General features: G+C 64.3%; 20 protein-coding genes. 10 read left to right on the forward strand and 10 right to left on the reverse strand.

The window, feature by feature from the left end; translation table 11 throughout:
• Positions 1 to 149 precede the first annotated feature (149 nt).
• The 7 genes from AC0L2L_RS24100 to AC0L2L_RS24130 all read right to left on the reverse strand — a co-directional run bounded on the left by AC0L2L_RS24100 (position 150) and on the right by AC0L2L_RS24130 (position 6,259).
• Positions 150 to 1,052, reverse strand: a complete 903-nt coding sequence (locus tag AC0L2L_RS24100) for a metallophosphoesterase (RefSeq protein WP_473581752.1) — start codon at positions 1,050 to 1,052, stop codon at positions 150 to 152.
• A gap of 135 nt (positions 1,053 to 1,187) precedes the next feature.
• Complete coding sequence (gene ruvB, locus AC0L2L_RS24105) at positions 1,188 to 2,225, reverse strand: Holliday junction branch migration DNA helicase RuvB (protein ID WP_027166721.1); 1,038 nt, start codon at positions 2,223 to 2,225, stop codon at positions 1,188 to 1,190.
• A gap of 43 nt (positions 2,226 to 2,268) precedes the next feature.
• Positions 2,269 to 2,889, reverse strand: a complete 621-nt coding sequence (gene ruvA / locus AC0L2L_RS24110; protein ID WP_473581754.1) for a Holliday junction branch migration protein RuvA — start codon at positions 2,887 to 2,889, stop codon at positions 2,269 to 2,271.
• Between the two features lie 9 nt (positions 2,890 to 2,898).
• The gene (ruvC, locus tag AC0L2L_RS24115) at positions 2,899 to 3,408 is read right to left on the reverse strand and encodes a crossover junction endodeoxyribonuclease RuvC (RefSeq protein WP_473581756.1); all 510 of its coding nucleotides are present in this window, start codon (positions 3,406 to 3,408) and stop codon (positions 2,899 to 2,901) included.
• 217 nt (positions 3,409 to 3,625) lie between these two features.
• Entirely contained in the window at positions 3,626 to 4,690 is a 1,065-nt protein-coding gene (locus AC0L2L_RS24120; RefSeq protein ID WP_473581758.1) for a glycosyltransferase family 2 protein, read from the reverse strand.
• Positions 4,691 to 4,976: 286 nt separating this feature from the next.
• Complete coding sequence (rcdA, locus tag AC0L2L_RS24125) at positions 4,977 to 5,507, reverse strand: protease adaptor protein RcdA (RefSeq protein WP_473581759.1); 531 nt, start codon at positions 5,505 to 5,507, stop codon at positions 4,977 to 4,979.
• 374 nt (positions 5,508 to 5,881) lie between these two features.
• The gene (locus tag AC0L2L_RS24130; RefSeq protein WP_473581761.1) at positions 5,882 to 6,259 is read right to left on the reverse strand and encodes a hypothetical protein; all 378 of its coding nucleotides are present in this window, start codon (positions 6,257 to 6,259) and stop codon (positions 5,882 to 5,884) included.
• 252 nt (positions 6,260 to 6,511) lie between these two features.
• On the opposite strand from AC0L2L_RS24130, the gene AC0L2L_RS24135 reads away from it, so the two are divergent.
• The gene (locus AC0L2L_RS24135) at positions 6,512 to 7,063 is read left to right on the forward strand and encodes a DUF2269 family protein (protein WP_473581763.1); all 552 of its coding nucleotides are present in this window, start codon (positions 6,512 to 6,514) and stop codon (positions 7,061 to 7,063) included.
• A gap of 33 nt (positions 7,064 to 7,096) precedes the next feature.
• Here AC0L2L_RS24135 and AC0L2L_RS24140 read toward each other — a convergent pair whose 3' ends face one another.
• Both AC0L2L_RS24140 and AC0L2L_RS24145 read right to left on the reverse strand, forming a co-directional pair.
• Positions 7,097 to 7,867: a sulfite exporter TauE/SafE family protein gene (locus tag AC0L2L_RS24140; RefSeq protein ID WP_473581995.1), complete on the reverse strand. Its 771-nt coding sequence runs from the start codon at positions 7,865 to 7,867 to the stop codon at positions 7,097 to 7,099.
• A gap of 314 nt (positions 7,868 to 8,181) precedes the next feature.
• Positions 8,182 to 8,910, reverse strand: coding sequence for a class I SAM-dependent methyltransferase (locus tag AC0L2L_RS24145; protein ID WP_473581996.1), 729 nt, complete (start codon positions 8,908 to 8,910; stop codon positions 8,182 to 8,184).
• Positions 8,911 to 9,120: 210 nt separating this feature from the next.
• Here AC0L2L_RS24145 and AC0L2L_RS24150 point away from each other — a divergent pair, with 210 nt between their 5' ends.
• From AC0L2L_RS24150 to AC0L2L_RS24185, 8 genes are all read left to right on the forward strand, one after another.
• The gene (locus AC0L2L_RS24150; RefSeq protein ID WP_473581765.1) at positions 9,121 to 9,768 is read left to right on the forward strand and encodes a thiamine phosphate synthase; all 648 of its coding nucleotides are present in this window, start codon (positions 9,121 to 9,123) and stop codon (positions 9,766 to 9,768) included.
• A gap of 1 nt (position 9,769) precedes the next feature.
• Positions 9,770 to 10,888, forward strand: coding sequence for a tetratricopeptide repeat protein (locus tag AC0L2L_RS24155; protein ID WP_473581767.1), 1,119 nt, complete (start codon positions 9,770 to 9,772; stop codon positions 10,886 to 10,888).
• 128 nt (positions 10,889 to 11,016) lie between these two features.
• A complete protein-coding gene (gene efp, locus AC0L2L_RS24160) occupies positions 11,017 to 11,586 on the forward strand; it encodes an elongation factor P (RefSeq protein ID WP_027166732.1) in 570 nt (189 codons plus the stop codon).
• Positions 11,587 to 11,610: 24 nt separating this feature from the next.
• Positions 11,611 to 12,411 carry an inositol monophosphatase family protein gene (locus AC0L2L_RS24165; RefSeq protein ID WP_027166733.1) on the forward strand — a complete coding sequence of 267 codons (801 nt, stop codon included), beginning with the start codon at positions 11,611 to 11,613 and terminating at the stop codon, positions 12,409 to 12,411.
• 152 nt (positions 12,412 to 12,563) lie between these two features.
• Complete coding sequence (gene trhA / locus AC0L2L_RS24170) at positions 12,564 to 13,256, forward strand: PAQR family membrane homeostasis protein TrhA (RefSeq protein ID WP_473581770.1); 693 nt, start codon at positions 12,564 to 12,566, stop codon at positions 13,254 to 13,256.
• A 102-nt stretch (positions 13,257 to 13,358) separates the two neighbouring features.
• A complete protein-coding gene (locus tag AC0L2L_RS24175) occupies positions 13,359 to 14,381 on the forward strand; it encodes a MotA/TolQ/ExbB proton channel family protein (RefSeq protein ID WP_473581772.1) in 1,023 nt (340 codons plus the stop codon).
• 1 nt (position 14,382) lies between these two features.
• Positions 14,383 to 15,411, forward strand: a complete 1,029-nt coding sequence (locus AC0L2L_RS24180) for a peptidoglycan -binding protein (protein ID WP_473581774.1) — start codon at positions 14,383 to 14,385, stop codon at positions 15,409 to 15,411.
• Between the two features lie 458 nt (positions 15,412 to 15,869).
• The gene (locus tag AC0L2L_RS24185) at positions 15,870 to 16,295 is read left to right on the forward strand and encodes a hypothetical protein (protein WP_473581776.1); all 426 of its coding nucleotides are present in this window, start codon (positions 15,870 to 15,872) and stop codon (positions 16,293 to 16,295) included.
• A 176-nt stretch (positions 16,296 to 16,471) separates the two neighbouring features.
• On the opposite strand, the gene AC0L2L_RS24190 is transcribed toward AC0L2L_RS24185, so the two are convergent.
• Positions 16,472 to 16,825: a DUF1304 domain-containing protein gene (locus AC0L2L_RS24190; protein ID WP_473581778.1), complete on the reverse strand. Its 354-nt coding sequence runs from the start codon at positions 16,823 to 16,825 to the stop codon at positions 16,472 to 16,474.
• 146 nt (positions 16,826 to 16,971) lie between these two features.
• Here AC0L2L_RS24190 and AC0L2L_RS24195 point away from each other — a divergent pair, with 146 nt between their 5' ends.
• On the forward strand, positions 16,972 to 18,456 hold the full coding sequence (locus tag AC0L2L_RS24195) for a carboxypeptidase M32 (RefSeq protein ID WP_473581780.1): 1,485 nt from the start codon (positions 16,972 to 16,974) through the stop codon (positions 18,454 to 18,456).
• The last annotated feature ends 156 nt before the right edge of the window (positions 18,457 to 18,612 follow it).

Consider the following 18,612-nt stretch of genomic DNA (forward strand, 5'->3'; position numbering starts at 1 on the left):
ACGGCATGGATTCTAGGGTCTTCGCGACGGAGCTTCGCTCCTGCTCCGCCCTAGAATGACGATCGCGATGGGCGTTTTGGCCAATCTCCAAGGCATGCCGCCTGCCAACGCAAACAGAGCCGACCGGTCAAAATCCCTGTGCAGTGCCACTAGCCGAGATCGATCTGCAGGATCTCCGGCCGTACCCCGAAACGCACCGGGACGATGCTGAAGCCCAGCCCGCCGGACACGATCAGGTTGCGGTCGTTTTCCACGACATGGCCGTAGGCATAGCGGTTGCCATAGGCCGAAGGCACCACCGGCGAATAGCCGAGCAGCCGCACCTGTCCGCCATGCGTGTGCCCGGACAATGTCAGCGAAACCCGCCATGGCACCTTCGGAAAAATGTCGGGCTCATGCGCGAGCAGGATGATCGGCTCGCTTCCTTGCACCTTGGCCAAGGTGCCGTCGAGATCGTCGAGGCCCTGGAAGCTGTCGCGGCCCTTGGTTTTGTTCGGCAGCAGCGCCAGCTGATCGGCAAGCCCGGCGATCCAGAAACCATGTCCGTCCTTTTCCAGCCGCACGGCGTCGTTTTCCAGCACCGGGATGCCGACATGCTCGAGCGCCTTGCGTGACTGGGTCGGCCCGGCTTCGGCGCGCTGGGCAAAAAAATCCGTCCACCAGTCGTGATTGCCGAGGATCGAAAGCACGCCGAGCGGCGCCTTCAGCCCCGACAAGGCCTCGGCCCATTCCGCCACGCGCACCCGGCCCGTCACGATCTTGGTTCCGGCGGTATAGTCGCCCAGCAGCACGATGAGGTCCGGCTGCAGCGCATTGGCCTCCGCGGTGAGCGCTGCGATCCGTTCCGGCGTCATCCACGGCCGGCAGGCATGGATGTCGGCAAGCGCCACGACGCGCAGCTTGAGCCCGGCCGGCCAGTGCGGCGGGGTCAGCGTGTAGCGCTTCACATGGGTCAGCAGCATTGGCTCGATGCCGACCGCATAGGCGCCGAGCGACACCAGGGTGAAGGCCGAGCTGCCGACAAGGCGCAGGAAACCACGTCTGGTGATCATAGGTCGCCCCAAGCCCCTTGGGATTGCATCCGGTAAGCGTGCCTTAAAGGCCGCAATTGCGCCCTCACCTAGGCCGAGGCGCGCAGATTCTGCGCAGACAGGCCATTGCACGGCCAAATGGCGAACAAATCTCCGTTATTCTTCCTGGAACAGGCTGATCTGCTGCTGGGCGAGATCCTTCGGCGGGTCAAGCCCGAGATGGCGCCAGGCGTTCGCCGTCAGCACGCGGCCGCGTGGCGTGCGCTGGATGAAGCCCTGCTGGATGAGATAGGGCTCGATGATGTCCTCGATGGCGTCGCGCGGCTCGGAAAGGCCGGCCGCGATCGTCTCGATGCCGACCGGTCCGCCGCCGAAGTTGCGCGCGATCATCGACAAATAGCGGCGGTCGAGCGCGTCGAGGCCGAGCGCGTCGACCTCCAGCCGGGTCAGCGCCTCGTCGGCGATCCGGCGGTCGACATGGCCGTCGCCGGCGACGGAGGCGAAATCGCGCACACGGCGCAAAAGCCTGCCGGCGATGCGCGGCGTGCCGCGCGCGCGACGCGCGATCTCCAGCGCGCCGTCGTCGCCGAGCGGCATCTGCAGGATGCGGGCGCCGCGGCGCACGATCTGCTCCAGCTCCTCGACCGTGTAGAAATTGAGCCGGACCGGAATGCCGAAACGATCGCGCAGCGGATTGGTCAAAAGCCCCAGCCTTGTCGTCGCCGCGACCAGGGTGAAGCGGGCAAGGTCGATCTTGACCGAGCGCGCCGCCGGCCCCTCGCCGATGATCAGGTCGAGCTGGAAATCCTCCATTGCCGGATAGAGAATTTCCTCGACCGCCGGATTGAGGCGATGGATCTCGTCGATGAAGAGCACATCGCGCTCCTCCAGATTGGTGAGCAGCGCCGCGAGATCGCCGGCCTTGGCGATGACCGGGCCGGAGGTAGAGCGGAAATTGACGCCGAGCTCGCGCGCCATGATCTGCGCCAGCGTCGTCTTGCCGAGTCCGGGCGGGCCGACGAACAGCACATGGTCGAGCGCCTCGCCGCGGCCCTTGGCGGCATCGACGAAAACCTTGAGGTTGGCGCGCACCGCGGCCTGGCCGACGAACTCGTCGAGCGACTGCGGCCGCAAGGTCTGGTCGGCGTCCTCGCCGCGCTTGTCGGGGGCAATGAGGCGGGGCGAAAGGTTCATGCCGCCTTCCTTGCATAGGACCGATGGCGGAACAAGCGCTGCCTCACCGCGCCAGTTCCTTCAGCCCGAAGCGGATCAGCTTGGGCGCATCGGCGCCCTCGCCGGCCGATCTCAGCGCGGCCGCCACGGCATTGGCGGCGATGTCGCGCGAATAGCCGAGATTGACCAGCGCGGAGACGGCATCGGTGATCGGTGCTGCCGCGACACCTTCGCCGAGCTCCTGCTTGAGGCCGATCGTGCCGGTGGCCGCGCCAGCATAGGCCGGCGCCTTGGTGCGCAGTTCGGTGACGATGCGCTCGGCCACCTTCTTGCCGACGCCGGGCGCTCTGGAGACCATGGCGATGTCGCGCAACGCGATTGCGTTTGCGAGGTCGGCCGGGGCCAGCGTCGACAGGATAGCCAGCGCCACCTTGGCGCCGACGCCCTGCACGTTGCTCATCAGCAGACGAAACCACTCGCGCTCAAGCGCGGACTGGAAGCCGTAGAGCCGGATCATGTCCTCGCGCACATAGGTCTCGATGAACAGCACAACCGCTTCGCCGGGCGACGGCAGCGATGCCAGCGTGCGCGTCGAGCAATGGGCGACATAGCCGATGCCGTGTACGTCGACGAGACAGGAGTCCTCGTCGATCTCGTCCAGCGTGCCCTTGAGCTTGCCGATCATGATTTTCCCTCAGCCCGCAACCGCCATTCGATAAGCGACACTCTGGCGGTGATGCGCATGGCAGATGGCGATGGCCAGCGCGTCGGCGGCGTCGTCGGTATCAAAGACAGCCTTCGGCATCAGCACCTTCACCATCATATGGATCTGCTTCTTTTCGCCGTGGCCGACGCCGATCACCGCCTTCTTGACTGCATTGGGTGCGTATTCGGCGACCACCAGCCCGGCGCGCGCCGGCACCAGCATGGCGATGCCGCGCGCCTGCCCGAGCTTCAGCGTTGCCACCGCATCCTTGTTGACGAAGGTCTGCTCGACCGCCGCCTCGTGCGGCATGGCCTGATGCAGGATCTCGGCCAGCCCGTCATGCAGTTGTAAGAGCCGTGTCGCCAGCGGCGCCTTGTCGTCCGAACGCACGGTGCCGGATGCGACGAAGCGCAGCGAATTGCCGAGGCTTTCGACGATGCCCCAGCCCGTGCGCCTCAGGCCCGGATCGATGCCGATGATGCGAATCGCTTCCCCCATGCGCCAAGTCTAGCCGTGGTGGCAAGCGATGTCAGCAAAATGTGAACAAACCAGAAACAATTGCGATGTTGAGAACGCACCCGAAAATCCCGTCGAACCGGCATTCGCGAGCCGGCATGTCCAATCTCGGACCCAGAGCAATCCAGGAAAGTGCGTAGCGGTTTAGGGCTCGGCGACTTCGCCGTGGCCCTTCCGTCCGGAGTTGCATTAAAGTGCCCTAGTTCGTCACGCGACGGATAGTTTTCGACAGCCGCGAGAGAAATGCCGGCCTGGACGATGCGACCAGCTTCCATGCCAGGACTGCGTTCCCCATGCGACGCGGGAGAAGCCCGATGGAAAGGAACCATGCCGCCAGGGCAGCGCGCCGCCGCCAGGACGCGTTCATTTCCAGACTGGCGGCGGCGCCCGCTCTTGCCAGTCCCAGCCGGGAGTCGGTCGTAACTGGATGCTGGGGCTCGTCGACGCAGAGCGAGGCCAAGCGCTCTTCCAGATGGACCGGATCGTGCAGACCGGCATCCGGCGGCACCGTCAGACCGATTTCGGCAGCCTGACCCGACAGAGCCTCCAGCCGACGGAAATCATGCTGCACGCGCCAACGCGCGCGCTCGGCAAGTTTTTCCCCAAAAACCGAATGGTTGGAACCGTGGATGCGGTAGGCGCCAAGGCAGGTGTCGATGGATTTCACCTCTCCATGAAGCGGCGCGAGCGTCGCGAGATAGCCATCGGCGCCTTGCCGGAAATCGCTTTCCGGCATCGGCATTATCGTCTCCAGCGCCTCACGGTCAAACGCCAGCCCGCTCGTCACCGTCGTACGGTACCGCCCCTTGCGCAGCAATTCCGGCACGACGTCTCCCGAGTCGAACGGCTGTTCCGGGGGTGGAAAAACATCCTTGATACGCTGGTCCTCATCAACGAGATGCAATCTGAATTGAGCCTGCGCGACATCCGAGTCCCACTCGTCCAGGACCTCGGAGACGGCGTTCGGATAGAGATAATCGTCGGCGTCGAGGAAAAGAATGATCTCCCCCGTGCTCGCCTCGAACCCGGTGTTGAACGCGGCGGCATGTCCGCCATTCCTGCGCCTCAGGCACGGACGGATTTTGTCGCCGTAGGATTCGATGACGGCCACCGACGCATCCGTCGATGCGTCGTCGACAACCACGACCTCGACATTTCGGTGGTCCTGCTCCAACGCGCTGTCGATGGCGCGTCCTAGAAACTGTTCGTAGTTATAGTTGGGGATGATGATCGATACCGGGATGCGGTCCAATGGCGAATGCACGGATCAAGCCTCGCAATCTGCTTTGGTCACAGTGACGGTGATTTCTGCAAAACCGGCTCGGGTCGACCCGGCTGCGGCGAACGGCTCCAACTAGGGGCCTATTCCTTCAAGGCAAGGGTGAATTTCTCGCGAAGGCTGGCATGGCCTTCAATGCGATGACGGCTACCGCAATATCGAAGAGCGGGTCACAGTCGTTCGACTCGCGACCAAAACCACGGCTCGATTAAGAGTATGCCGGCCCCCGTTCCTGGACGCCGCTATCGCGGCGTTTGTCGCAAACGCGGTTTCAGCCGCGCGCGAACGCCGTATTCAAGAGACTGATCTGGTCGGACACCGGGTTGGCCCTGCGGCCGGGCACGTGCGTGTCGCTGACGACGCCGCCGTAGATTTCCTCGTCCATGCGCCGCACCAGCGCCTGCAGGCGCAGCGAGTGCGTCACGAGTTCCAGAAAATCCTTGGGCAGTTCGTTCCAGCCGAGCGCTTCGTCATGCGCGGATGCGGTGTCGAGACGCACCTTGGATTTCTCCGAGGCCACCTGGTCGCGCGTCATCTCGCCGGAATTCGCAGCCCGCTGCAGCAGAAGCCAGGAAGCAACCTGCATCAGCCTGGTGGTGAGCCGCATCGATTCGGCCGCATAGAGCGTCGCCGCCGTGCGCGACAATTTCTTGGCTTCGAGCCTGCCCTTGCCATCGAGATATTCGGCTGCCTGTTCGACCAGCCCCATGCCTTCCTGGTAGAGCGGCTTGAAGGATTGGGAGAAAACCCGGCGCTCCGCCAGTTTGATGGTTTTCGCGCTGCCCTTCGAAGGCTCGTTCATCGATACGCCCCTGCACTGCCGCAAGCCGATTCGGCTATCCTTGCCGAGGTGGCCCGCACCCTAAATGACTGAGGCTTGAAAATGCGCTTCGACGCCCGTGAAGGCAAGCGCATGTTTAACAAACGGTTAACGCCAGCCGCGCTCCAGCCGGCCGCCCGCGGATAAAAAAAGAGCCGCGGATAAGGCGGCTCTCAGGAGTTTAACAGGGAGGCGTCAAACAAAGTGGCTCCAACCACTCGGTAAGAATCCAGCAAAACTGGATGGGCATAGTAAACGCCCGTAAAGCTTAATGAACCCTTAACGTGGCGCGGAATTTTTGACCGAACGGCCCTTGCTGTGCCGGATCGGGACGGCTGAGGCGACCGGGTACCGGCTCAACTTCTCCAGATCGCGGGCAAGGCGATGAAGGCGAACAGCAGCATGCCCGCGTAGAACGCGAGCGAGGATATGCCGAGCAGCGGCTCGATCGCCGGATTGCCGGCAAGCAGGGTATAGAGGCCGACAAGCAGGCCGATGCCGCTGATCGCGGTCAGCCAGAAATGGATGACCGCGAGCCTCTTATGCGCGACAGCCGGGAACAGGTGATAGAAGAACGCGAACACCGCCGACATGAGCCAGCCAGCCACCATCGTGTGGGCGTGGGTCGGCATCTGGCCGTGATCCTGGCTGATCGCCATGTGGATGCCCAGCGCCATTCCGCACAGGGAATAGATGATGGCGAGCGTAAAGAAATTTCGGGCTACCCCTTGCATTGGTCTCTCCAATAGCTGTTGCGGTGCCGAACCGGATCGATCGTCAGGCGATCCGCGCCGGTCCCGGCGTCGATGCCTCGACGATGTTTTCGGGTGATGTCGCCACCAGCCGCTCCAGGTTCCAAATGAAACAGAATTTCGTCTTTCGCGACATCGTTCCGAAACGCGCCCCGCGCAAAACGCGCGCTCCTCGCAGCGGCCGGCGCAAATCGACGCCGCCCGCAGGTCAAGAAAGATATCAAGGAGCACGGCATGGACTGGTACTCGATCGTCAAATTCCTTCACGTCGTCTCGGCCATTCTGTGGGTCGGCGGCGGCTTCGCGCTATTCCTGCTCGGCGCGCTTGCCGAGCGCGCCGGCAACATCGATGACAAGCTGCAGGCGATGCGCGCCAGCGGAGAGCTCGGCGGCCGCTATTTCGCGCCAATGTCGATGCTCACCCTCGTCTTCGGCCTCGTCATGTGCGGCTTCTGGGTCGGCTTCTCCGATCTGTGGATCGTCATCGGCCTCGCCGGATACGCCACCACCTTCTCGATCGGCATGTTGATCTTCAAGCCGGCCGGCGAGCGTATCGGCGCCATGGTCGCCAAGGAGGGCGTGACGCCGGCGGTCCTTGCCATCGGCCAGCGCATGATGAGCTGGGCGCGCCTCGACTATGCGGTGATGCTGGTGATCATCGCCGACATGGTGCTGAAGCCCACTTTGCACGACATCGGCATTCTTGCCGGCATGGTCATGGTCATCGCCCTCGGCGCCGCGCTCGCCTTCGGCGGCAGTCGCCAGATGGTGCCCGGCGCTGCTTGATATTTGAAGACGGGCGGCCAAATGCCGCCCGCTCTACAGCAGGCCGGCAATGCCGTCCCATACGAGCTTCACGGCGACCACCGCGACGGTGGCGTAAGTGAACGGATAGAAGACCTCCGGCCGCATGCGGCGCACCAGCCAGGCGCCGGCGATGGTCGACAGCGGCGCCAGCGGCATCAGCACCGCCGAGGCGGTCAAGTTGGTGGTGTCGAACTGGCCGAGCGCGAAATAGGGGATGAGCTTCAGCGCATTCGTGGCGGCAAAGAAGATCGCCGCCGTTCCCGACAGCACTTTCGGATCGAGCCGGATCGGCAGCGCATAGACCTGGAAGGGCGGACCGCCGACATGGGCGACGAAGCTGGTGAAGCCGGCGACCGTGCCCCAGAAGGCGGCGGCAATGCGGTTCGGCTCCGCCGCATGGTCGGCGCCATGGCGGAACTGCAGGTAGATCCAGCGCAGCACGAAGACCAGCGCGACGGCGCCGACGATCAGCCGCACCATCTCCTCGGTGACCAGGGCCGCGGTCAGCCAGCCCAGCCCAATGCCGATGACGGCGCCGGGCATCATGTCGACCAACATCTTGCGGTCGTAAACGCCCCACCAGGTCCACACCGAAACCACATCCATCAGGCACAGGATCGGCAGCAGGATCGCGGCCGCCTGAACCGGCGGGATGGTCAGCGCCATCAGCGGCACGCCGACGAAGCCGACGGCGCCGCCGAAGCCGCCTTTCGACAGGCCGACAAGGATCACCGCCGGAATGGCGGCGACATAGAACCACGGATCGTTGAGCAGGCCTGACATCGGCAAAGGAAGGTTGAACAAGGCGGGAATTCAGCCATAGCGCAGAATACCGCCGTCGGCATAGTCATTAATGCCGGACCGGCGCGGCTAAGGGCTGGGGCCAGCTCCTGTTCGAGTGGGCGATCGACAAATGCCGCGAGCGCCGCTGCCAACCAACAAGAGCCGGGCCGACGCGCACCGCTTCTACGAGCGCCTTGGCTTCAAGGCCAGCCAGGTCGGCTGCAAGCTGGAACTCTAGAGCATGATCCCGAAAAGTGGGAACCGGTTCTCGGAAAAGATCATGCTCTACTCCCCTGGAGACGGCGTCCAACCACTCACTGCCGCGCTTGGACCAGCAGGAACATTGGCCGCTCAAGCTCCTCGGCCAGTTCCGGCCTGGCGGCGATCTGCTCGTCCGTCGGTCGGAATTCCTCGACATGGCCGATGGTGAATCCGGCCCGGATCAGCAAATTGAGCGTGGTGCCGACAGTGCGGTGATATTTCACAACACCCTTGGTGAACCAGTCGGTCGTGCGCGGTCCTTCGACGAGATACCGGTCGACCGGCCACGTCTTCCTGCCCTTGGCGTCGACCGACCAGCCTGGACTGGTCGGAGCCATGTAGATCGGATGTTCCGTCGAGAACACGAAGGTGCCGCCGGGAACCAGGGCCTGGTGGATGGTCGCGAACAGGCGCGCGGCATCGCTGACATAATGCAAGGCAAGCGAGCTGTAGGCGAGATCGAACCGCGCCTTGGGCAAGCTGAGCTCATCGAGATCGGCGCGCCGATAGGTGATGGCCTCGTCCGAGCCGGCGGCGCGTGCGCGGGCAAGCATCCTCTCCGACAGGTCGAGGCCGAGGACCTCCCTGGCGCCATGTAGGCGCGCCCAGCGGCAGAACCAGCCGAACCCGCAGCCGAGGTCGACGATGCTCAAGCCATCGATATCGGGCAGCATGGCACGCAGCGCCGGCCATTCGGGCGCGCCGTCCAGGCCCTCGACCGAGCGGCCGAGCCGGCTATAGCCTTCGAAGAAATCCGGACGGTCGTAGATATTCTGCGCTATGTGCCTGTCTGCTCCTTCTGCCGGCAAATCTAGCGGACCTCCCCTCGGCTTCCAACGCCATCTGCGAAACCCGAATGGACAGCGCAAGCCATGGCCGCGGTTAAGCATTTTGGCCTTGGCCCGCACGCCCGCTGTTCAAGCCGGGCGCTTTGCTCTATGCCGCAATGCAACCATCTTCGCCCGGCATAGGCGAAACCGGATCGAAGGCCAATGAACGAAGCAACCCCGCCCAACCGCTGCCGCATCGTGTTGATCGCGCCGCCGCTTGTACCGGCGGAGCATATCTGCGCGGCATTCGATGGTGGCGACGTCGCCTCGCTGATCCTGCCCGACAACGGCATGGACGATGCCTCCTTCCAGGCCTTCGCCGAAAGGATCGTGCCGGTCGCTCAGGGCGCAGGCATAGCCGTGATCATCGCCGGCGACAGCCGCATAGCCGGGCGCGTCCAGGCCGACGGCATCCATGTCGAAGTGAGGCCCCAGGAGCTGGTCGAGACGATGGAGCGCGTGGCCGGCAAGATGATGGTCGGCGTCGGCGGCGCCAAGACCCGCGACGAGGCGCTGGCGCTAGGCGAGGCACGGCCGGACTACATGTTCTTCGGCCGCTTCGGCTACGACAACAAGCCGGAGCCGCACCACCGCAACCTCGCTCTCGGCGAATGGTGGGCGGAGATGATTTCGATCCCTTGCATCGTCATGGCCGGCTCCGAGCTTGCGTCTGTCGCGACGGTGGCCGCGACCGGCGCCGAGTTCGTGGCGCTTTCCAGCGCCGTCTTTGCCGACGGGCGCGACCCGCGGGCGGCGATCGCCGCCGCCAACGCGCTGCTCGATGAAACTGCGCCGCGTTTCGAGGGCTGACATGCGCTTGCGTGTCCCTTGTCTGGCGGTTCTGGCCGGCTTGCTTGCGCAGGCCGCGATGGCGGCTGAGACCATCCCGCTGCCGCAGCCGCGGCCGGATGCCGGTACCCCAAAAGCGGGCACACCGAATATGGCCACACCGAACGCAGGCACGCCGGACCCCGGCGCTCCGGATGCGAGCAGGTTCGGCGCCGCTCCGCATATCGACAAGCCGATCCAGAACATCTTGCCGCAGCCGTCCACCATGACGCCGCCATCGGCCGACACCGTCAATCCCGACCGCTTCGGCGCCAAGCAGCCGGATGCCGCCTACGGCGCCTTCCAGCGCGGGCTCTACAAGACCGCCTACAACTTTGCCATGGAGCGCGCCAAGAACGGCGATCCGGCGGCCGAAACGCTCGTGGCCGAAATCCTGTCGCGCGGACTGGGTGTGCCGCTCAATCCGGCGGAGGCCAGCAAATGGTATGCGCTCGCCGCCGAGCAAGGGGTGCCGGAAGCACAGTTCCAATATGCGCTGATGCTGCTCGATGGCCGCTATGCGAAGAAGGACGAAAAGGGCGCCTTCGCGCTGATGCAGGCCGCGGCCGAGGCCGGCAACCGGCTGGCGCAGTTCAACTTCGCGCAGCTGCTCGTCCAGCGGGATCCGAGCGATGACGGGCTTTCAAAGGCCGCCGTCTACTATGAGCGCGCGGCCGCCACCGGCCTCGCCGATGCGCAATACGCTATGGCGCAGCTCTATGCCAACGGTGTCGGCGGCAAGCCGCATGACGACGCCCAGGCGCGCATGCTGCTGGCGCAGGCCGCGAAGCAGAACTACGACACCGCGCAGATCGACCTCGCCGCCTGGATGATCGAGGGGCGCGGCGGCGCACGCGACCTGAAATCGGGCTTTGCCTGGATGAAGCGAGCGGCGGAAGGCGGCAATGTCGCCGCCCAGAACCGCCTCGCCAAGCTCTATATGGGCGGCATCGGCACCGAACCGGACCTGATCCTTGCCGGCGCCTGGTACATCGTCGCCCGCCGCGCCGGACTGATCGACCCGCAGATGGACGATTTCCTGCAAGGCCTCGACGACGACCAGACCAAGCAGGCGCTGCAGAAGGCAAATCGCCTGCGCTGACGCCGCTTCGTCTTGGACGGCACGGCCATCCTGCTTTGGTTCCCTCCCTTGCCTCCCCAGGCGATTTGTGGTCTTGGAGGCGCCAAAGCGCGGCCCGCGCCGAAAAATCTCATTCGGATCAGTTCATCATGGCCAAGATCAATGGCAACGAAATCCGTCCCGGCTATGTCATCGAGCACGATGGCGGGCTGTGGGTGGCGGTCAAGACCAACACCGTCAAGCCAGGCAAGGGCGGCGCCTACAACCAGGTCGAGTTGAAGAACCTGATCAACGGCACCAAGCTCAACGAACGCTTCCGCTCGGCCGAAACCGTCGAGCATATCCGGCTCGACCTGAAGGACTTCTCCTTCCTCTACGAGCAGGGCGAGGCACTGGTGTTCATGGACACCGAAAGCTACGAGCAGCTCGAGCTGGCCAAGGACTTCGTCGGCGAGCGCGCCGCCTTCCTGCAGGACGGCATGATGGTGACCGTCCAGCTTTACGAGGAACGGCCGATCGGCATTTCGCTGCCCGACCAGGTGACGCTGACCATCACCGAGGCCGACCCGGTGGTGCGGGGCCAGACGGCCGCCTCCTCCTACAAGCCGGCGGTGCTGGAGAACGGCGTTCGTGTGCTGGTACCGCCCTTCATCTCGGCCGGCGAGCGCATCATCGTCGACACCAACGAAATCACCTACGTGCGCCGCGCAGAGCAGTAGGCAACGGCAGAAAGAAACACAGAGATGGCGCGTTCCGCTCTCCTCAACGTCATGGTCCAGGCTGCGATGAAGGCCGGCCGCTCGCTGTCGCGCGACTTCGGCGAGGTGCAGAACCTGCAGGTCTCCCTGAAGGGACCGGGCGACTATGTCAGCCAGGCCGACCGCAAGGCGGAAGAGATCGTCTTTGCCGAGCTTTCCAAGGCGCGGCCGGGCTATGCCTTCCTGATGGAGGAGCGCGGCGCGGTCGAGGGCGAGGACGCCCAGCACCGCTGGATCGTCGATCCGCTCGACGGCACAACCAATTTCCTGCACGGCATCCCGATCTTCTCGGTGTCGATCGCGCTCGAGCGCCAGGGCCAGATCGTCGCCGGCGTCATCTACAATCCGGCGATGGACGAGCTCTACACGGCCGAGCGCGGCGGCGGCGCCTTCATGAACGATCGCCGGCTGCGCGTCGCCGGGCGCGCCAAGCTGACCGACGCGGTGATCGGCTGCGGCATGCCGCATCTCGGCCGCGGCCAGCACGGCAATTTCCTGATAGAGCTGCGCAACGTCATGGCGGAGGTCTCCGGCGTCCGCCGCCTCGGCTCCGCCGCGCTCGATCTCGCCTATGTCGCGGCCGGACGCATGGATGGTTTCTGGGAGACCGGCCTGTCGTCCTGGGACATCGCCGCCGGCATCCTTTTGGTGCGCGAAGCCGGCGGCTTCGTCTCCGACATGGATGGCGCACAGGGCATGCTCGACAATGGCGAGATCGTCGCCGGCAATGAACTCATCCAGCGCGCCCTTCTCAAGACCGTCAAGAAGCCGCTGTCGCCACGCTGAAAGACGTAGCGCCTAGGCGCTCTTCATGCAGATCAAAGTGCTAAAATGTCCTTTGCGCGTCGAAAGGACGCGCGGCTGCGGTCGCAAAACCGCAACCGAAGCTTGAAATACTAGTCCGCAGGTGCCCAGATTAAGGCATTGCAGGATCATTGATGAACGACGCGCGGCCAAATACCCAGCTTGATATCCCCTTCGTGGGGCGCTGGCATTATTCGCGCGCCGAAATGATCGCCGACGGTATCGTCCATGCCGTGGGCATCGTGCTGGCGATCGCGGCAGGCTCTGCCTTCCTGGCTCTAGCCGCGTTCCATTCCGGTCCGGGCGAATATGTCGCCGCGGTGTTCTATGTCGTGTCGCTGCTCACCGTGCTCTCGGTATCGCTGGCCTATAATCTGTGGCCGGTCTCGTGGCCGGCGAAATGGATCCTGCGCCGCTTCGATCATGCCGCGATCTATCTGCTGATCGCCGCCACCTACACACCCTTCCTCGCCCAGATCAACAACTCGCTGCTAGCGCTGCCCATGATCGTCGTCGTGTGGAGCGCCGCGCTGGCCGGCATCGCAATCAAGATGTTCCTGCCCGGCCGCTACGACCGGCTGGCCATCGTCTTCTATCTCGCCATCGGCTGGAGCGGCGTGGTGTTGGCCGGACCGCTGGTCGAGACGCTGCCGACGACCTCGATCGCACTGCTTGTCGCCGGCGGCGTAGTCTATTCCTGCGGCGTCATCTTCTTCGCCTGGAAAGGCCTGCGCTTCCACAATGCCGTCTGGCACGGCTTCGTCGTCACCGGCGCCGGCCTGCACCTGGCCGCCATGGTCGACTGCCTGGTCGTCAACCGGTTCTGAGCCTTTGGTGCGGGCCATATTGCCAAGCGCCATTCAATTTGGTCACAATTCCGTTTAGAGTCGCGGCAATTCTGCGGCGGTGGCATCGGAAACGGGGCACGGATGGCTTTTCTCAGATCCTTCGGCAAGCGATCGGACGTCCTGGTCTATGATCCGCACAAGCTGTCGAGCCCGCAGGTCTTCCTGCTCACCATGGTGATCTTCCTGATCATCGTCGCTTTCATCGCCGCCATCCTCACCCGCCAGATATCGACGGCCTTCTCCAGCAATCCCGGCCTCAACGGATTGATCGTCGGCGTGCTGGCGGTCGGCATCCTGCTTGCCTTCACGCAGGTGGGACGGCTGTTCCGCGAGGTGCGCTGGGTCAATTCCTTCCGCGCCGGCTCCGAAACCACCGAGCCGGTTCTGCTGGCGCCGATGAAGGCGATGATCGGCCGTTCGGCCTCGATGGCCTTCTCGACCTCTTCGATGCGCACGATGCTCGATTCCATCGCCACCCGCCTCGACGAAAGCCGTGACACCTCGCGCTATCTGGTCGGCCTCCTGGTGTTCCTCGGCCTGCTCGGCACCTTCTGGGGCCTGCTCAACACCATCGCCTCGATCCGCGAGACGATCGAGGCGCTGGACCCGGGCACCGGCGATGCGGCGGCCGTCCTCGATGCGCTGAAGCAGGGCCTGTCGGCGCCGCTCGCCGGCATGGGCACCGCCTTCTCGTCCTCGCTGTTCGGCCTTTCCGGCTCGCTGGTCCTCGGCTTTCTCGACCTGCAGGCCGGCCGCGCCCAGACCCGCTTCTACACCGAACTCGAGAACTGGCTGTCCTCGGTCACCGACCTGTCGTCCGATATCGTCGTCGCCGACACGTCGAAGGCCGCCGAATCCTCGGAGGACATCCGGCTCTTGTCGGAACGGCTGCGCAGCCTGCAGGAGAATGGCGGCGGCTCCAATCCGCGCGTCGCCACCGCCATGGCCAACCTTGCCGACGGCATCTCGGGCCTGGTCAAGAACATGCGCTCCGAGCAGCAGATCATGCGCGACTGGGTCGAGGCCCAGTCCGACGAGCAGAAGGCGATGCGCAACACGCTGGAGAAGATCGCCGACGCGCTGAAGAAGCAAGGGGTCCACTGACGTGGCGCTGGCAAGACGGCGCGCCGACCGCCGCATCGACTACTGGCCGGGCTTCGTCGACGCGCTGTCGACGCTGCTTCTGGCGATCATGTTCCTGCTCACCGTTTTCGTGCTGGCGCAGTTCCTGCTCAGCCGCGAGATCTCCGGCAAGGACACGGTGCTCAACCGCCTTAATTCGCAGATCAACGAATTGACCCAGCTTCTGGCGCTGGAGCGCTCGTCGACACAGGACAAGGAAGATTCCCTCGCCAATTTGCAGGCCTCGCTGTCGGCCTCGGAGGCGGAAAAGAGCCGCCTCCAGCAACTGCTGGCGCAGGGCGCCGGCGCCGGCGACGCGGCCAACCAGCGCGCCGAGCAGCTGACTGGCGAGCTCAGCAACCAGCGCCAGATCAGCCAGCAGGCGCTGAGCCAGGTCGAGATCCTCAACCAGCAGATCGCCGCGCTGCGCAAGCAGATCGGGGCGCTAGAAGACGCGCTCAATGTCTCCGAGCAGCGTGATCACGACTCCAACACCAAGATCGCCGATCTCGGCCGCCGTCTGAACGTCGCACTGGCGCAGCGCGTCCAGGAGCTCAACCGCTACCGCTCCGACTTCTTCGGCCGGTTGCGCGAGATCCTCGCCGACCGCGAGAACATCCGCATCGTCGGCGACCGCTTCGTCTTCCAGTCGGAGGTGCTGTTCCCGACCGGCTCCGACGTGATCAACGATGCCGGCAAGGTCGAGATGAAGAAGCTCGCCGACGCCATCATCGAATTGCAGAAGGAAATCCCGCCCGAGATCAGCTGGGTGCTGCGCGTCGACGGCCACACCGACAACAAGCCGCTTTCCGGCGCGGGCCGCTATCGCGACAATTGGGAATTGTCGACCGCGCGCGCGACTTCCGTCGTGAAGTTCCTGATCGAGAACGGCGTGCCTGCCAACCGGCTGGTGGCCGCCGGCTTCGGCGAGTTCCAGCCGCTCGATCCGGCCGACACCGACGAGGCGCGAAGCAAGAACCGCCGCATTGAACTGAAGCTCACCGAACGGTGATTTAAAGCATGTCTCCCGAAAATGGGAACCGGTTTCGGGACAAAGACATGCGCAGAATCAAACACCTAAAGCGCATGGAGCGAATCTGAAAGATCGCGACGCGCTTTAGGATCACGAAAACTCACGCGAATTTGTTTGCCGGCTCAACCCTAATACATGTCGCCCAGAAGTGCGCAGCGGTTCTGGGACAACGACATGCATAAAAACAAAAACTTAAAGCGTGTCGTCTGAATCCGTTTCAGCGCGACACGCTTAAGGGCGCAAAAGCCTGCCGGCAAGGCCTGAAAACATTATCTTTTTTTAATTACACATCACAAATTGACGCTCCTAACGTGCCGCGCAGGGCTGGGGACCGCCGGCGATGCCGCCCATCGCGACGCGACGGAACCGGACGGCCCGGAAAGTCGGAAGATCAAGCGGCGCGGCCGCTCCCTTCCCTGGCAGGAGGATGCGCCGCCATGCGCGCTTCAACATCTCTCAAGACTGCAACCCTGGCTGCGGCGCTGATCGCGGCCCCGCTGGCCGGCGCCTACGCCGCCGGGCACCACAAGGGGCTCCTCGACGCGACCGCCCCAACCGATTTCACCGGCCCGCGCGTGACCAGCCTGGTCGAGCAGGTTCAGGGCGTCGACCAGGGCATCACCGACGCCCGCGAGGCCAACAACATCTCGGCTTCCGAAGCGCAGCAACTGCATATGCGCGCCGCGCGTATCAGCCAGGCGGCCGAGCGGGTCGCCGCATCGGATCATGGCAGGATCCCGTCGCCGCAATACCATGACCTGTTGCGGAGGCTCGACAATATCGACCAGAAGTTGATGAACGATACCGGCAGCGGTTTCATGATCGGCGACGGCTCCGACGGCGGGAATTACCCCAACGGCTAATGCATGTCGCCCAAAAGTGCGCAGCGGTTTTGGGACAACGACATGCATCAAACAAAGACCTGAAGCGCGTCGCCTGAATCCGTTTCAGCGCGACGCGCTTTAGGAATTGCTCCGGCCACGGCGGAAGGGACCGCCTGGCGCCCGCGGGGGCCTCAGTCCCGAGGGCGCCTTTTGGCTCAAAGGCCTAACAAGAGCGCGATGATGGCGAGCACCGCGGGCACCGTCTGGATGAAGAGTATCTTGCGGCCGACGGTCGCCGCGCCGTAGAGGCCCGCGACGGCGACGCAGAGCAGGAAGAACATCTTGATCTGAAACCCGCCGGCGCCGAGATAGAGCCCCCAGATCAGGCCTGCGGCGAGAAAGCCGTTATAGAGCCCCTGATTGGCGGCAAGCACCTTCGAGGCGCTGGCGAACTCCGGCGTCAGCCTGAACGCCTTGCGGCCGCGCGGCGTATCCCACAACACCATCTCCAGATAGACGATATAGCAGTGGATCAGCGCCACCAGCCCGACCAGGATATTGCCGACCATTGTCCCCTCCAACCATTCGTCCCAGCATTGATCACGCCCCGCCATCCATAGGCAAGACAGGTTGACGCCGGTCCGGCCGATCAGGGTTGCCAAGCCCGGCGCCATGGTATCTTTTCGCGCCAGCCAACTCGCAGCCAGGTATATCCATGTCCTTCCAGAAACTCGACGAACTCGGCCACAAGCTCGAAGCGCTTGAGCATGCTTTAGCCATCCTCGGCGCCGACGAGGCGACGCATATGGCGGTCGGCGGCGGCGAGAAGCGCGCCGAGGCGATGTCCTCGCTTGCCGGCATGTTGCACCGCCAGGCGACCGCGCCCGAGATCGGCGATTGGATCGACGCCGCCGAAGCCGAGCCCCTGGGCGAAGAGCAACAGGCAGCGGTGCGGGAATTGCGCCGCCAATACACCAACCTCACCTGCCTGCCGGCTGAATTCGTCGAACGCCAGACGGTGGCGCGGATGCGTTCCGAGCAGCTCTGGCGCGACTTGCGCGCCAAGAACGACTGGGCCGGCTTCGTGCCGGCGCTGGAAGGCGTGGTGACCCTGGTGCGTGAGGAAGCCGCCTTGCGCGCCGACGCGCTTGGCCTCGCCCCCTATGACGCGCTGATGGAGCAGTATGACCCCGGCAACCGCGCCGCCGAGATCACACCGGTGTTCACCGAGCTGAAGGCCTTTCTCAAGGATTTCCTGCCGCATGCGCTGGCCGTGCAGGATGCTCGGCTGGCAAGACATCCGTTGAAGCCGCTGTCGGGCAGCTATGCCATCGAGAAGCAGCGCGAGCTTGGCCTCGCCATGATGGCGGCCGTCGGCTTCGACCTCACCCATGGCTCGCTCTCGGTGTCGCACCATCCCTTCTGCGGTGGCGTGCCGACGGACGTGCGCATCACCACCCGCTACAAGACCTCCGACTTCCTGTCGGCGCTGATGGGTGTGCTGCACGAGACCGGCCATGCGCTCTACGAGCAGAACCTGCCGAAAGCCTGGTCGCATTGGCCGCTCGGCAAGGCGCGCGGCATGGCCGTACATGAGAGCCAGAGCCTGTTCGTCGAAAAGCAGATCGGCCGCAACCCGGCCTTCTGGCGCTGGGCGCTGCCGGTGGTCGAAAAGCATCTCGGTGAAGCCTGGTCGCTGGACGACATCCTGCCGCATGTCCATCATGTCGAGCGCGGCCTGATCCGCGTCGACGCCGACGAGGTCACCTATCCGCTGCATGTCATCTTGCGCTACGAGCTCGAACAGGAGCTCGTGTCCGGCCGGCTGGAGGTCGCCGACCTGCCGGAGGCCTGGGATGCCAAGATGCGCGATTATCTCGGCCTCTCGACCATCGACAATCCGGCCGACGGGCCGATGCAGGACGTGCATTGGCCGGGAGCCGCCTTCGGCTATTTCCCCTCCTACACGCTGGGCGCCATGATGGCGGCGCAGCAATGGGCGGCCTTGACCAGGGAACATCCGTCCGCCGACGAGGATCTTGCCAAGGGCGATTTCAGCGCCGTGAACGGATGGCGGCGTGACAGGATCTGGTCGCAGGGCTCGCGCTGGTCGACGCCGGACCTGCTGGAGCGCGCCACCGGTGAGAAGCTGAACGCGGCTTACTTCACGGAGCACTTGCGCAGGCGCTACGGCAACTGACACGTCCATCGACGACTGTTGAGCCAGACGCGCAAAACATGCGCGGCCGGGCTTTACTTTGACGGCAAAGGCTCTGACAAAGAGCTCTGTGCGTCAACGGGCTTGGATTGTTGGTGGGTAGCAGTTTTCGCGGGGTCAGGCCTTTCCGCAGCCTCT

The sequence above is a fragment of the Mesorhizobium sp. WSM4832 genome (assembly GCF_055811115.1).